Genomic DNA, 15,795 nt, shown 5'->3' with positions numbered 1-15,795 from the left:
GATTTGGAAAAGCTGTCTCCAAATTTAGCAATTACACAATTAAAAGAAAATGTTACGTTAAAGAAGATCCTAAACGATTGCCATAGAAGCCAGCACCATTTTTATCTCTCCGTAACTTACCTCATTACCTAACAAACCTTTAATTTCTACAAAACTTCTGCTATCGAGTTTTTTTGCCGCAGCTACTATTTTTTCAACTTTTTCTGCTGCAACAAAATCCGTTAATGACAGTTCGTTCTTGGAAATATAATGTGCCAGATGCCCTTCGATGGTGTTAACGGTAAGCTTGCGTTCAGCTGCAATCTGCGCAATACTTTTGCCAAGTTTGTTTAACTCAAAAGAAAGTAATTTCGTGTCGACTTTTGGCGCTTTACTTTTCTCAGATTTTGCTTTAGCCATATTTTCTTTGGCTGCGATAATCTCTTGCAACTGGTTTTTCCGAGCTTCAGGATCTAAGAGCTTATCTAAATCTAACTTATTAAAGGTGCGTCCTTCTATAAAAGCATCGAGCAGGGCGTTAGATTTTAAAATCTTTTTGTGCTGTTCATAGATGCCTATTTCTAGTTCTAGCAATTCTCCTAAATACTGCTTTACCTGTTTTTCTTCTTTTAGTTTTTCAATGTGTTCAATAAATTTCTTTGATAATCGCAAAAAGTATGGTTCGAAATAGGAAACCGCAGCTTTTGTTCGAACGGCTGCATTACTTAAAGTAAATTTATTTTGCGTCGCGAAAATACTTTGTAGTTGTTTAACAAAGCTATTTCCGGTGTCTGCTACTTTCTTAAATTCCTCATATACCTCCTTCGCCCATCCTTCATATCTCTGTTTTGCAGATTTGCTTTCGGTTTTATCATAACTTTGAAAATGTTCTTTTAAGTAGAAAAGCATCGTACCAAAACTAAATGCGTTAAATAAATACTCCTTTATAAACACCAGGCTCTCCTTATCAATAGTAATGTCTAGCTCCTCGGCTGTTTTTTTTGTGTTTGAAAAGTAGTAAATATTTTCATCCTGCCTTAATCCACCTTCTCGCAAGTTAGAAGTCAACACTAAACCGTCCAAAGCCCTGAGCCGAGATAAAGCGACGTACGCTTGACCGGGCGCAAAGGCGTCGCCAATATCTATGATCGCCTTGTCGAAAGTTAACCCCTGGCTTTTATGCACCGTGATTGCCCAAGCCAATTTTAACGGATATTGGATAAATGCACCAACACTATTTTCTTGAATTTCATTTGTCGCCTCGTTTAAGGAATATTTGACATTCTCCCAGGTAAATGGCGATATTGAAATGATAGATTGGTCTTCAGGAAGTTCTATTTCGATTACATCTTGATCTAAACGTATAACAACCCCAATTTTGCCATTAAAATATCTCCGCTCACCACTTGCATCATTTTTAATAAACATGATTTGTGCACCGACTTTAAGCTCTAAATACTGCTCTGTTGGATAGCTATTTGGATTAAATTCTCCTTCAATTTTACACTCAAAGAAAACCGATTTTCCTTCCAGTAAAGCCAATCTTTCTCGGTTGATGGCATCGGCCTTGCTGTTGTGTGTAGTTAATGTAATGTAATTTTCGCCCGCATCGGGTTTAAAATCCTGGCGATAATGGCTTTTTAGCAGCTCATTGTCAGCCGCATTTATTTTATTATTGCGCAGGTTATTTAACAGATTTATAAAAACCTGATCTTGTTGGCGATAAATCTTATCCAATTCTATATAAACTGGAGGATTATTAGCTAAAGCGAGTGCGTCGAAAAAATAAACGCTTTTATAGAATTTCCCCATCAACTGGGCTTCGTTTTGTTTAACGACCGGCGGTAACTGATGAAGGTCGCCAATAAAAAGCATTTGAACCCCACCGAACGGAACATTTCTTACTCGCCTTACATATCTAAGCGCAAAATCTATGGCATCGAGCAAATCGGCCCGCAACATGCTCACCTCATCTATAACCAATAACTCCATTTCTTGAATCATCCGCCTTTTATTGGCCTGCATATTTAAATGTTTTACCAAAGTTTTAGAGGTGTTAACTCCAAAATCTATGTTGCCATCAATATATTTTAAGCCGGCATCTGGTATAAAAGTACCAAATGGAAGTTGGAGAAGGGAATGAATGGTCGTTCCTTTTGCATTAATTGCCGCAATGCCAGTAGGTGCAACAATTATGGCTTTTTTATGTGTAGACTGGATTAAATTATGTAAAAAAGTTGTCTTACCAGTTCCGGCTTTTCCAGTCAAAAACACATGCCTAGATGTGTAGTTTACAAATTTAGATGCGAGATCGGTAGGGATAGATGTTTCGTAAAATTGTTCCATAGTTGAGAGGGCGCTTTATAATTTTACCACTGTGGCATACAGCTAAAATACAATTGTTGCCGCTAAAAAGCTAATCGGCTACTTTCCAAACAAGGTTGTGTAAATTGAGTAAACGTAGTTTGTTGGGTTTTTACTTGCTTTAAAAGGAATGTTTACATTAAATAGCTCAGTTAATTTTCGCTGCGTCTCTTCTAAAAAAAATGCTTTTTCTATTGCAAGAAATTCCTCTTTAAGATGTCCTGTATTATTTCTAAACAGCGTCTCCCCCTTTCCCATGGTTTTCAGTATATAAAGGTTTGGTTCCACATTGTCATTTTTAGACATTTGTTCATACACATAAGTATAGAAGAGCGTTTGTATTAACGCCTTGTTAATTTTGCCACAATCTGTGTCAAAGCAATCTTGTATCGTTCTATATTTAAGCAAATCGCTGCCAGTTTTATAATCTATAATTCTATAAACGCCGTTTTTAAAATCTACCCTATCTATAATTCCATAAAACTTTACTTGCTCTTTCACTCCATTAAGCTCGAAAGAAAAGAGGGCAGTTCCGCGCTGTTCGAGGCCAATTAATTTAAATGGAGCTTCTTCAGTATCTTTCTTCAAAATAATATTAACATATTCCTCTATGATGGCAAAAACAACTTTTTGCATCGCATTTAGCGTTAAGTTATCTGCTAGTTTCCGTACATTCAACAACCTATGCTCTTTGGGTTCTCCATACTTTCGACCGTATGAATTATCGGCGAAACCTTGTTTAATCAAATCTGGAATTACCTTTTTTTGTGCTCTAATCCGCTCTGCTGTAATCTCGGGATCTATCGTCAATAATGGCCGATAGAAATGCTCCATTACATAGTGTAAAATCGACCCTAGATTTCTAGCATCAATAATTTCTTCGACTTCTGTAGGTTCTTCTATTCCTGCAATATATTTATAAAAAAAGTCTATTGGATTGCTGATATAGGTTGTAAAAGCTGAAGCAGAAAGTGTTCTCTCCCCAGTTAAATACTGCTTTAAAACTTGCTGGACTTTTTCTGTCTTAATAATCTCTTCTTCTCTATTTAATTGCGTTCTCAAGGGCAATTGCAGTTCCTTATAGTTAAAATCAAATCCACTTTCGTAAGCCAATTGATTAATAAATCTGGATGGTTCACCGCTGTTACTTTCGTCAGTTAACGAATTATAGACAAAATCTATATTCCTACTGCGTTGTATCAACCTATAAAACATGTAAGCGGAAATGGCATCTTGATTTTCTAAAACAGGCATGCCATATGCGCGACGCAAACTATCCGGAATAAAAGTAGTAGCGGTTGCAGACTGGGGGACGGTACCTTCATTCAATCCCAAAATAATTACGCTATCAAAATTCAAGTTCCTGCTCTCAAGCAAACCCATTACCTGCAAACCGCTTAGCGGGTTGCCTTCTAGTGCAACAGAAATACCCGCAAGTGTTTTTTGAATAAGTGAGAGAATGAAACTCAGTTCTAATTTTTCTTGATATTTTGTTAAATGTGTCGCTAAAGTATCTTGCAACCGATTTAATTCCTGTATCGTTTTGGCAAAAAGCAAGGCATCAATTTCTTTTAGGTTTTTTGCAGCGAGCGCTCGTTGCAGCACGTATTCCAATACTTCTATCAATCCTTTTACCGCATCTATAGGTGTGGCTATTGGAGAGAAAAAAAAATTAAAGAGACCGCCCTGACGCGTTAATCTCTCGGCAGGAACCTCCAAAAGCTGTTCATCAATTAAGCCGACTCCTATTTTTTCCTGCATTTTTTCACTCAAACCAATGAGTGGATGGTACAGGAAAGCCCTCAAAGTTTCATATAAAACAGTTCCTTTATAAGCAAGCTCCGACTGAATACTGAGCCATAAATCTGCCAACCCGTAAACGGATGAGTTGGCGAGACTAAACCCCATGGTCACATTAACTTCTATTTTCTCACCAGTTTTTTCATCTTGACTTGGGATGGTCTGTAATACTGGGATAAGTAAACTTTCATCAGCTAAAATGATAGCTGTAGATACTTCTTCGTCCGCATCTAAAATAAGTTGCTGTCCATTTCCCAACAAAAGATTTAAAATTTTAGCCTGCGCAGTTTGCCCTTGTACTTTAAATACATTTACTTCTCGTTTAGATGATTTTATGTATTTCGCTTTGTTATCTAGTTGATTTATTAACCCAATTTTCTCTAAATTTCTGCGCAAAAACAAACCAGCTTCCTGCATTTCATCTTCTAAATAGTATGCGTCTGTGTCAAAATAAAAGATGGCCTTATCGTCGGTTTGCCACCTTTTAAAGGCTTTCGCTTCCGCTTTACTTAAGGCATTAAAACCTATAAAAACCAATTTTTTCCCAGAATATTTTTCTGTAAAATCAACGTCATTTATCCCCGTAGCAACAGCACTATACAATTTGCTCATGGTTGTAAAACCATCGTCTTTCAATCGCTGATGAAAATTTTTGTATAGCAAAGGCATCCTGTGCCACATTTTAATAAATTTCGCTTGTTGGTCTTTAGCTTTCCCTTCAGAATAAGATTGCCAGAACTGAGCTAAAAACAGCTTTTGATCTGCTGTTAAGAAATCAAATTGCTCGTTGATAACTGCAATGTCTTCTAAGGCTAGAAACAACTTCTCGGCAGGCACCAAATCATTATCTATTTGGCTAAAATCGCCCAGAATAATGTTCGCTACCGCATGAAATTTTGCGATTGATGGGATAATCTCCCTACCCTCGTTTTTAAGCAATTGAGAGTAACAGTCGTAGAGCGCAAAAAATTGAGTGTAATAATCGGCGATCTTTAGATTTGTACCTTCTGCAAAAAATTCTTGCACGGTAAAAAATGCAGGACTCCAGAAAGGCTTTTTATAAATATCGGCCAAATGCTTTTGTAAATAAGCTACGGGCCTTTTATTATTGAAAACGATGGCGCATTCCTGTAAATTACTTCCAAATTTGGCTACTAAATCTTCTGCAACTTCTCTAAGAAACGTGGTCATGAGGGTAGTACTAATTATTGTAAAATATTTAATTTTCTACTAAACAAGCTTAAGTTTATTTTTCAAGGCATAAAATAGATAAGGTGTAACTTCTTCATATCCCATCGCTTCAATTAATGCCTTATAATTTTTAATTTGTGCCACATGATGTTCGCTTTCTTCTGCAGTAAACTTATAGTCTATAATAGAGACTTTCTTTCCATTTACGACCAATTTATCAGGTCTGTAAGTTTTCCCATCCACTCCAACGATAGATTTCTCATTAATTTGATCTGCATGTTGAGTTAGAATCGCGCTCAACTCCGGATTTCTCAATACCGTTGACGCTTCTTCAATATAATTGTCTTTTTCATCGAAGTTGATCAGTCCTTGCAATAAAAGTTTATCGACCACTTTTTCTACCTCTTCCGCTTTGTTCGCTTCCGCTAAAATATAATGCAGGTTGCTGCCTCTTCTGGCTGATTTTTCAACGTTGTCTATATATCTTTGAGGTCGATTTTCAGTTGCTTTATAAATATTTTCTAACCGGCTGGTAGTGGGATAATTCTTTAACGAAATGGCATCGGTCAAAGACAATTCATCGCCGATGGCAGAAAATGTTCCGATTTCAAATCGATCAGAATTGTCTCCAAGCTCATCGCTGTAAATGGCTAGTAAAGCATCTCCGATACTGGTTATTGTATTGCCTTTTTTGCCGGCAACACCAATGTAAATGTAGTCCTTTGCTCTGGTGGTGGCAACATATAAATTGTTTAGCGCATCCATATAGCTAAACAACATTTCTTCTAAATAGCGATGCCCCACACTAGAACCCTTTAAAGCAGAAGTATAAGACAATGGTACCGTCTGCAGTTTTGCATAGGGTGTGTTTTCCATCGGCACCCAAAATGTACTGGAAGATTTTCCTTGTAGTGGCCAATCGCAAAACGGAATAAACACAGCTCTAAATGCCAATCCTTTCGATTTATGAATGGTAGTTACTTGAATGGCGTTTGCCGTGTCTGGAGATGGTAAGTTTTTGGAACTTCCTTCTTCCTGCCACCAATTTAAAAAAGCAGTAATCCCCTTTTCTCCCTGCTTTGACGATTTGTTAGCCAAATCTCTAAATACCAAAAGATAGGGTAGAAATGGATTAATTTCATCCTTGTTGTAATGGTCTAGTTTAAAAGCCCGGATTATTTTCTCTACCATTTCTGGCATGGGCAATTGCATCCATTGTCTGTAATTTTCGCAAAAGTCCAATGGCAATACATTAGATAAGGCTGACAATGGAGTTTTACTCAACACAAAATAATTGTCTCCGTTTAACTTCTCGCCATGTATTTGAGCATAGAGCGCAATGCAATTGGCTTTGTATAATGCAGAATTACTTTGCGTAACCACCAACAACTTCAATACATTTACAATTAATTTTATGGCAATGTTATTGGCAATTTTTAGGGCTTCGCCCGATAAAACATCGAAACCGGCCTGCATTAAGGCATCGACAGTTAACGCAGCGTCGCCATTAGATCTAACAAGCACCCCAATCTCTCGCTGATGGTAACCGCGCTCATTTAGCAATACCCTAATTTCTAAAATCATGTTGATTAGGGCTGCATCTTTTTGATTTTCAGCATCAATTTCCACCACCTGGTTATCACTCCCATCTGTTTTGTTGAAATTGATTCGATGTATTTTTACAATACCTCCCTTTTTTGTGTTTACATGGCTTTTTTGCGCAACTCCCTCATAAATGCGCTCAATAATCTCTCCATATGAATTCTCTTGTGCACTCCAAAATCCGTTCAAATATGCATCCTCTTCTGAAATATTCTCGTTGATTTTAAGCTGTAGCGATCTCGCTAATTTTGGATAAAGTTGATTGTTGAATGCTATAATTTCTACTGTACTCCTATAATTGTCTTGCAGTTGATCATCAAAAACGTTTATCTCCTGAAGATCGACTTTTGCTTTTTGATGGAGCAACTTATAATCTCCATCTCGCCAGCGATAAATTGACTGCTTGGCATCGCCAACTACCAAATGGTCATGTAATTTACCATTATGGGTAGAAATAGCATTGAGTACTAAGTTTAAGAAGCTGTTCCATTGATTACCAGAAGTGTCTTGAAATTCGTCAAATAAAAAATTGCGATATCTATTGCCCATCTTCTCCCATATAAAAGAAGGGTTATCGCCGGCATCTTCTGCAATGCCATTTAAAAGTTTTTGCGCATCACTAAACAATAACGTTTCATTTTCTTCTCTATAAGCTGCTAGGAGTAGCGCCATTTCTTGCATAAGCCTCAAGAGATACCCGTTTTTTAAAAAAGCTTTCGCTAAAATATAATCGCCATTTCCTACCTCGTAAACAGATGCCAACTCTTTTAGAATTGGGTTTAAATTGTTAAAAAGATGGTGTTGCTTTCCTTTTTGAAACCATTCTTGCTCATCGTCAATAAAATTCGAAACCTTTGGAACGTAGTCAAAGCCGCCGTTGGCAATCGCACCAAATTTTGTTAATGGCGAACGACTTTTACCCTTAAAATCTGCCACTTCGCAACCGCTTTCTTCAATTGCATTTTGAGCTTTTTCTGCGAGAGACGTTAAATCTTGCTCATACTTTTTTATAAAATTCTCAGAAAAGTCAATGTACTTTTTAAAAACGGCATCTACGTTTTCTACTCCGAACTCTCCCAACGCAATTTCAAAATCCTTAAACTTGTCTTTAAAAACCTCACCGGACAGCTCTAACAGCTCTCTTTTATAGTTCCATGATTGATTATTGGCAATGCGGCTTAGGGCTAATTGGATTATCCATTGCAACAGATTATCCTTCTCGTCTAAAAGTTTTTCTAATCGCCCGCTCAGGTCCTGCTTAACCTTTTCTATATTCATTTCTAAGCTATAACCAGAATCTAGTCCAAGTTCAAAAGCGAAACCACGAATCACCTTTTGCACAAAACCATCTATGGTGCTTACCGAAAAGTGACTGTAATCGTGTAGAATCCTCCGGTAAATCACATCCGCCAGTTTTTGTAAACCGTTGGCTTCTAATGTCGGGTACTGTTTAAAAATAATTTGTCGGTAGATGTCTATTTTACCTGATTCATCGCCTTTGGCTAAAGCGAGTAATACCGATAAGATTCTACTTTTCATCTCTTCGGTCGCTTTATTGGTGAAGGTTACCGCCAGAATCTCCCGATATTTAAACTCGCCACTAAACAGCAAAACAAGGTAATGTGCGGCCAGACTAAATGTTTTTCCCGAGCCCGCAGACGCTTGAAGAATTTTTACTGGTTTTTGCATCATATGTTAATTTGTTTTTTGATACGTTTGGGGTATAACTGACATTTAAGTAGTCCGAAAACCACAAAATTAGGTAAATCCGTTAGGACAAATTGCATAATTTTAAGCACATCTTCAGAAAAAATTCAGTAAAAGATTCAACCTAAAGCAGTAATAAAATTTTCTGCACATCATTTCAAAATTCATTTGTTCGAAATAGCTTTCCAAAAAAAAAGCTCATGTTTTCCATGCAGATCCTCCATTTTATACGGAAAAATCTCTCTTTTAATTTAGCATTCTTTTAAGCTCAAATTAATGTAATCAGCCAACTTTTCCCTCGATTTCTGCATTATTTAACCAAATCTGCAGATAAAAAAATCATGTCTGAAGCTAGTTTAAACCGACGTTTTACACCTTAATTAGCATAACTGTTTGATATTCTGATAATTGTTATTACCTTTGCGAACGTTTTTAATTAATTTCACCAAAAAAAGGAGGAAGATGTTAACGAAACACCAAACACCATTTTTAATGATGTGCTCATTATTAATTTTGGCAACAGTGTTCGCTTACCTGTTACCCCAAGCAAAAAAAAATTTTTCTGAGATAGAAAAATTAAACACTTTTAAGAGTAAAAAAGCAATTTTGCCGCAGCCGCAGCAGCCAGAAACTTTAATGGCGCGCCTTAGCTTTGCGAATGAGACCTTACCTTTGGGCGACAAGAAAATTGAACTTAAGATGAAAAAATCGCTTAAGGCACACAATTTCGAAAACACCCAGACTTATAGGTTGCAAAAACGTGCTAAAGAATGGTTTCCAATAATAGAACCAATACTTAGAAGATTTAAAGTCCCCAACGATTTCAAATACATGGCTCTTGTAGAGTCTGGATATAAATCTGGCGTATCTAGCAAAGGGGCAGCTGGCGTTTGGCAATTTATGCCTGGAACAGCTCGCAGCTACGGTCTAAACGTTGGAAACGGAGCAGACGAACGATACGATTTGCGTAAATCTACCATTGCTGCATGCAAATATTTACTTGAGATGCATGGCACCTTAAAAAGTTGGACGCTTGTAGCCGCCGCCTATAATGTTGGCGATGCCAGGATTAAGAAAAGAATAAACAACCAAAATCAAGACAATTATTTTAAATTAAAGTTGAATGGCGAAACTGGTATCTATGTTTACAAGCTGATTTCTATGAAACAGATCATCGAAAATCCTGGTAAGTATGGTTACGATAAGCAAAAAGAACTATTAGCATACAATTAACCAACAAATTACATAGACAGGTCGAAGGGTTTTTAACCTTTCGACTTTTTTTATGATCACACGTTAACATAAGGTAATAAAAAAAGGAAAAAATTTCCCTGATTTGAACAAATAAGTTATTTTGCGGATGGATGTACAAACTTAAAGTTATCGATATAATTAGCCAACCGAATGACAACATAACCATTAAATTTGAATCTTGTGGCAAGCCCTATCCTACCTACTTAGCCGGTCAATTTCTTTCCTTAATCTTTAAAAATGGGGATAAAGAAATCCGTCGTTCGTACTCTTTCAACAGTTCTCCGGTGATCGATGAGGCCCTTTCCATAACTGTTAAACGCGTTGAAAATGGCGAAATTTCTAGACTAATACACCACAAAACGACAATAGGAGATGAATTTAATGCCTTACCTCCACAGGGCATTTTTAGTTATCACCCTATCAAAACGAAAAAAAGAGATCTTTTCTTGTTTGGTGCAGGAGTAGGCATCACGCCACTTTTCTCCATCCTAAAGACGGCTCTTGTCGCAGAAGATCAGTCCAAAATTACACTGATTTACAGCAACAGCTCTATCGAAAAAGTGCTGTTTTATGAACAAATAAATATCTGGCAAAAAAACTATCCAAATAGGCTCACCGTCATCTACGTTTTTAGCAACGAAAAAAATTTAGCTACCGCTAGGCTAAATAAATTTTACATCGAACAGTTGCTTAAAAATCACTTAAAATTCCAGAAAAGTAATGCTTTATTCTACAGTTGCGGCCCGATCATCTACATGGATTTATGTCGCATAACTTTGTTAGGAGCAGGCTTTTCGCAAATGCAAATAAAGCGAGAGACTTTTGTACTTCCAGAAGAGGAACTCGATGAAGACGATGCTTCGACAACAAAAGTGATTGATAAAAGCACCTATTCGGTAGTCATCAATTTTAACGGAAAAACGGATATTTTGCTTATTCCATATCCAAAAAGAATATTAGAAGTAGCTTTAGCAAACAACATTAATCTCCCCTATAGTTGCCAAGCTGGAATGTGTAGCGCTTGTACTGCATTTTGTACAAAAGGAGGCGTAGCAATGGATTACAATGAGGTACTGACGGATGATGAAATAGCAAGCGGCAAAGTTTTGACCTGCACCGGCCGCCCGACCGAAAACGGCACGACGTTGCAGTGGGTATAAAGAGGTTTAATTACTTAATGGTAACCGTTACTTCTTGAAAGGTATTTGCGCTAAAATAACCTAAGGCTCCGTTGCTTATGTTTGAGGTTGGATTGGACGGCGTGGCTCCTTGGTTTGGGCCATTTGAAGATTGTTGAACCAGCGCATACCAATAGTTATAAATTGCCTTATCTGTGCATTCCATTTCGACTTTAATTTTATCTCCAGCTTTGAGGTCATTATTGTCTGCGTTGTCATAATAAAATTGCATCTGTGTGGTATTGCCATTAGTCAACCGATCACTGCTTGCATAGGTTCGTTTAGAAATCACGCCATTAATGTAGAGGTTAAAATGGTAAAAATTCGCTTCCTCTTTTGGATCTGTAAAATAAATAATTGGATTAATGCGCTCTCGGCTAAAAAAATTATTGGTTATTACACCAATAGAATCTAATTTCACCAAGTTTGGCATCGTAGAAGTTGCGAAATAATTTTGGTCGTTTAAATGTATGCTCAATGTGTAGCTTCTCCCAGATACGCCTTGCATTTTATGATGATAGCTGCCAGCGCTAGTTTCTAAAAACTTATATACATTGCCTTTACTATCTGCAACTTGCACTTCAGCGCCCTTTAACTGAGGATATTGTCCGGCATCATCATAGTTGATCGATTTAGAGATGGTAATTACTTGATCTTCGAACCCATCTGTTATTTTGCCCTCTATTACTATTTGAGGAGGTGCAGTCCTTGTATCAACCTGAACTATTTTTTTACAAGATGCCAGACTGAAAAGCACTATCGCGATAGAAATAACCTGTTTCATGCTTTTAAAATTTAAAATTCCAAGTAATAGATGGGATCGCACCGAATAAGGATGTTTGTTGAGCAACAATTTTTTTCGGATTTTCCGGATCGTTGATAAAATCAATTGAATATGGGTTTTTTCTGGCTAAAGCATTATACACACCGAAGTTCCAACTAGAATGAAATTTACCCGTGTTTCTCCCTTCTAAAGTAGCACTTAAATCCAAACGCATGGTATAAGGAAGTCTGCCTGCGTTCCGTTCGGTGTAGTAAAAATAGGTTTGATTATTTACTACATATTTTCCTGCGGGATACGTCACTGCATTTCCGGTACCATAAATTAGGCTAGAGGAAAGAATCCATCTTTTGGAAAGACTATAAATACCAACTAAAGATAAATCGTGCGTTCTGTCTTGTCTCGCTGGAAAATATTTATCATTATTTAGCGCTACAAATTTCCTTTCCGTGCGCGACAAAGTATAACCGAACCACCCATTTAACTTTCCGAATTTCTTTTTAAAAAATAATTCTAATCCATAAGCCCTCCCTTTACCATATAATAATTCTGATTCTACATCAGTATTGGCAATTAGCTGAGCTGAATTTTTATAATCGATCTGGTTCTGTAGCCATTTATAATAAATTTCCGCAGAAAGTTCATATTTGTTTTCATCTAGGTTTTTAAAATACCCAAAAGCCAATTGATCTGCAATTTCGGGCTTTATATTGTTACTACTTAGCACATATTGATCTGTAGGAGAGCTGGAATTAGAATTTGTCAACACATGTATATTTTGACTGTTTCTATTGTAAGAAAACTTCAAAGAATTTCCCTCATTTAATAAATAACTTATCGAAAATCTAGGTTGTAAATTGAAATAACTTTTATAAACCTTACCATTACCCACATTATCGGTCTTCAAAGTATTGCCTGTCGTATCGTACGTTTTAAAATTTCCAGGACCCAATAAAAAGAAACTCGAAAGGCGTAAACCGTAGATTATACTAATGTTTTTAGATGCGTTCCATTCGTCAGATAGATATGCTGCGGCTTCTAAGCCATATCGCTTTTCTTGATTTAGTGAATTGATTTGAGAACTTGCGGGAGATTCTAAATCGATTGGCGAAATGCGGTGATGTGTTACGTTCACTCCAAATCTCAGCAGATGATTGTTGTTAAAACTCTCAAAATCCTGCTTTAAATTAAAATCTCTAATGTAGCTTTTGGCTGTAAAATCATTGGCATCATTCAGCAGTTTTACCGTGTAGTTGTAATTGTTGTAAATTAAAGAAGTGTTGGAAAACAAACCATTGCTAAAAATGTGGTTTAACCTGAGCGTAGTGGTAGCATTTCCCCACCTATTGCTAAAAAGATCCTTTACTCCGATATTGTCGCGACCAAAATAACCGGAAAGATAAAGCACTGTTCTATCGCCTAAGCGATAATTAACCTTTGCATTGATGTCGTAAAAGTTGAGTGTACTGCCTTTGATTGTGCTATCTTTCGAAGCCTTTAAAAATAAATCTAAATAGGTTCGCCTAAAACTCACCATAAAAGAACCTTTATCTTTTACAATTGGACCTTCGGCTTTGATCCGCGAAGCAATTAAACCGAGGCCACCCTGAAATTTATACTCTTTGTTATTTCCATCGTCCATTTTCACATCAAGGACAGAAGACAATCGCCCGCCATATTGCGCGGGCATTCCGCCTTTATAAAGACTCACATCTTTTATTGCGTCTGCATTAAATGTAGAAAAAAAGCCGAGTAAATGTGATGAGTTATACACAACAGCTTCATCTAATAATATTAAGTTTTGATCAGCAGCTCCACCTCTCACGTAAAAGCCCGTGTTTCCCTCCCCAGCTGCTTTAATGCCTGGCAATAATTGAATGGTTTTTAAAATGTCTTTTTCGCCCAATAAAACAGGAATGGTATTTAAAGTTTGCATATCAATCTGCTGCAAATCCATTTGCGCGCTTTTAACATTGTCATTTTTGTGATCTGTTGCTTTTATAGAAATTTCCGAAAGTGTGTTTAATGCGACGAGTTGCACATCCATCTGCTCATTTTTGCTCAGTTCAATTGATTTGTTGAAAGAGACATAGCCCACAAAACTAACAGTTAACGTATAGCTTCCTTTAGGCCGGGTAAGCGCAAAGTATCCATAATTATTACTTTTAGCCGAAATAGAACCTTGACCGCTAAGTCTAACTGTCGCACCGATTAAGCTTTCGCCAGTTTCCGCATCGCGAATAGTGCCACCGAGCGCAACGTTTTTTTGAGCAAAACAAACAGGAACGTCAACTAAAATAAAGGTGGCTAACGTTAAAAAACTTACTAAAAGAAAATAATATCTACTGCTCACAAACGAATTTAACATTGAGAATTTTTCTCTCCACATCAACTGAGATTAATGAAGTGGATTTAATTTTTAAAAATTGGTTGAAAGGTGAAAGTTAGGTAATAAACGCTAAAAATATTCTGTCGTTTAAAAAATTTTTCTCCAAATACTAAAAAAGGCCATATCACCTGATGATATGGCCTCTGCACAAATGCGTGTTTTTTATATTGTTTGATATTTCGCAATAAGCGTCTTAATTTTACTTAATGCTTCAGTTACGCCAGCTTTTTGTTTGTTCAACAACGTGATGTGGTCACTGTGGGTAGCATAATCAGCACACAACTTATTATATTTATCTACCGCTGCTTGCTCACCTGTTTCAATGGCTTTTAACACAGAGGCTTCATCCTTACCGGTAAGTGCATCTTTGATGTCTATCCAAGTGCGATGTAAAGCTCCGAGTACGCCGCCGCTGTCATTGTCTGAAGTCTCGCCATGGGTAAGTAAGTGCGCTTTCAATTCCTCTTCGTAAACTTTTCGCTGAGCCGCATATTCTAAAAACACGGCTTTCAGCTCTAAATTGTCTGTGGTTTCTGCAGCTGAAGTATATCCCTCTTTACCGTCATTTAAAACTGAAATAAGTGATTTTAGGTCGCTAATGATTTCCTGATTGTGTTCCATAATTTAAAATGTTTATGCCTTACTTAACCCTGTTTACTTTAAAAAGTTCTTCAAATACGTGCTTTTCAGAAAGAATCGGGGTAAATACGTAAAGCAATAAATTTCTAAACATTAGTAAAACATGTGGGTTTTTAAACCTAGATTTTAAAAGACATATTATGGCAACCACTAAAAAACCAACCGGAAATACCGGAAAAATGAAAGATTCTGAATTTCATGAATTCTTTATAGATGAATTAAAAGATATCTATTGGGCTGAAAGTCATCTAGCTAAAGCGATACCTAAAATGGAGAAGGCAGCCACCAGCGATAAGTTGAAAGCTGCTTTCAAAAAACATGCCGCTGAAACAGAGGGGCACGTTAAAAACTTGGAGAAAGTGTTCGAGTTGTTAGATGAAAAAGCTGCTGCAAAAAAATGTGAAGCGATGGCGGGAATTCTTGCTGAAGCGACCTCAATCATTGAGGATACGAAAAAAGGAACGATGGTAAGGGATGCGGGCTTAATTTTAGCAGCGCAAAAAGTTGAGCATTATGAGATTGCTACTTATGGTACACTTAAGGTATTTGCAGAAAACATGGGACACAATGATGTGGCTCAATTACTTTCTAATACACTTCAAAATGAAAAGAATACAGATACAGCGCTTACAAAATTAGCAGAAGGTTCTATTAACGAACAAGCTACTGAAGAGTAGATAATAATGCAATTAAAAAGGTTCTGTTCAAGAAACAGGACCTTTTTAATTTTTATAAAAACCAAAAATTTATGCTACTATTTATATAAAATCATTTTGAGTAGTTAATAGTTATGCACATTGTGTACAAACAGAAAAATTGGCAAACCTATTGTTTAACCATTTACGTATATATAGATACTATCGTTAACTTATGGTTATTAAAATAAACTCTTCGTGTTTTTCTTTAGCGCA

General features: G+C 36.8%; 9 protein-coding genes. 3 read left to right on the top strand and 6 right to left on the bottom strand.

The genetic code is table 11. The features are described from left to right. Positions 1-69: 69 nt before the first annotated feature. From ACVWYG_RS05505 to ACVWYG_RS05495, 3 genes are all read right to left on the bottom strand, one after another. Positions 70-2,325: a helix-turn-helix domain-containing protein gene (locus ACVWYG_RS05505; RefSeq protein ID WP_457269154.1), complete on the bottom strand. Its 2,256-nt coding sequence runs from the start codon at positions 2,323-2,325 to the stop codon at positions 70-72. 78 nt (positions 2,326-2,403) lie between these two features. Beyond that, positions 2,404-5,334 carry a PD-(D/E)XK nuclease family protein gene (locus tag ACVWYG_RS05500; protein WP_457269153.1) on the bottom strand — a complete coding sequence of 977 codons (2,931 nt, stop codon included), beginning with the start codon at positions 5,332-5,334 and terminating at the stop codon, positions 2,404-2,406. A 39-nt stretch (positions 5,335-5,373) separates the two neighbouring features. After that, positions 5,374-8,628 (bottom strand): UvrD-helicase domain-containing protein, encoded by a 3,255-nt coding sequence (locus ACVWYG_RS05495; RefSeq protein WP_457269152.1) that lies wholly within the window; start codon positions 8,626-8,628, stop codon positions 5,374-5,376. Positions 8,629-9,105: 477 nt separating this feature from the next. On the opposite strand from ACVWYG_RS05495, the gene ACVWYG_RS05490 reads away from it, so the two are divergent. Further along, positions 9,106-9,876: a lytic transglycosylase domain-containing protein gene (locus tag ACVWYG_RS05490; RefSeq protein ID WP_457269151.1), complete on the top strand. Its 771-nt coding sequence runs from the start codon at positions 9,106-9,108 to the stop codon at positions 9,874-9,876. A 131-nt stretch (positions 9,877-10,007) separates the two neighbouring features. Next, positions 10,008-11,057 carry a 2Fe-2S iron-sulfur cluster-binding protein gene (locus ACVWYG_RS05485; protein WP_457269150.1) on the top strand — a complete coding sequence of 350 codons (1,050 nt, stop codon included), beginning with the start codon at positions 10,008-10,010 and terminating at the stop codon, positions 11,055-11,057. 10 nt (positions 11,058-11,067) lie between these two features. On the opposite strand, the gene ACVWYG_RS05480 is transcribed toward ACVWYG_RS05485, so the two are convergent. From ACVWYG_RS05480 to ACVWYG_RS05470, 3 genes are all read right to left on the bottom strand, one after another. After that, entirely contained in the window at positions 11,068-11,859 is a 792-nt protein-coding gene (locus tag ACVWYG_RS05480) for a DUF4249 domain-containing protein (protein WP_457269149.1), read from the bottom strand. Between the two features lie 4 nt (positions 11,860-11,863). Continuing rightward, positions 11,864-14,245, bottom strand: a complete 2,382-nt coding sequence (locus ACVWYG_RS05475) for a TonB-dependent receptor (protein ID WP_457269148.1) — start codon at positions 14,243-14,245, stop codon at positions 11,864-11,866. A 162-nt stretch (positions 14,246-14,407) separates the two neighbouring features. Then, on the bottom strand, positions 14,408-14,866 hold the full coding sequence (locus ACVWYG_RS05470; protein ID WP_457269147.1) for a ferritin-like domain-containing protein: 459 nt from the start codon (positions 14,864-14,866) through the stop codon (positions 14,408-14,410). A gap of 158 nt (positions 14,867-15,024) precedes the next feature. On the opposite strand from ACVWYG_RS05470, the gene ACVWYG_RS05465 reads away from it, so the two are divergent. Further along, positions 15,025-15,561 (top strand): YciE/YciF ferroxidase family protein, encoded by a 537-nt coding sequence (locus ACVWYG_RS05465; protein WP_457269146.1) that lies wholly within the window; start codon positions 15,025-15,027, stop codon positions 15,559-15,561. Positions 15,562-15,795 lie beyond the last annotated feature (234 nt).

Source organism: Pedobacter sp. UYEF25 (assembly GCF_054061655.1).
This window is presented reverse-complemented; position numbering and strand designations above follow the sequence as displayed.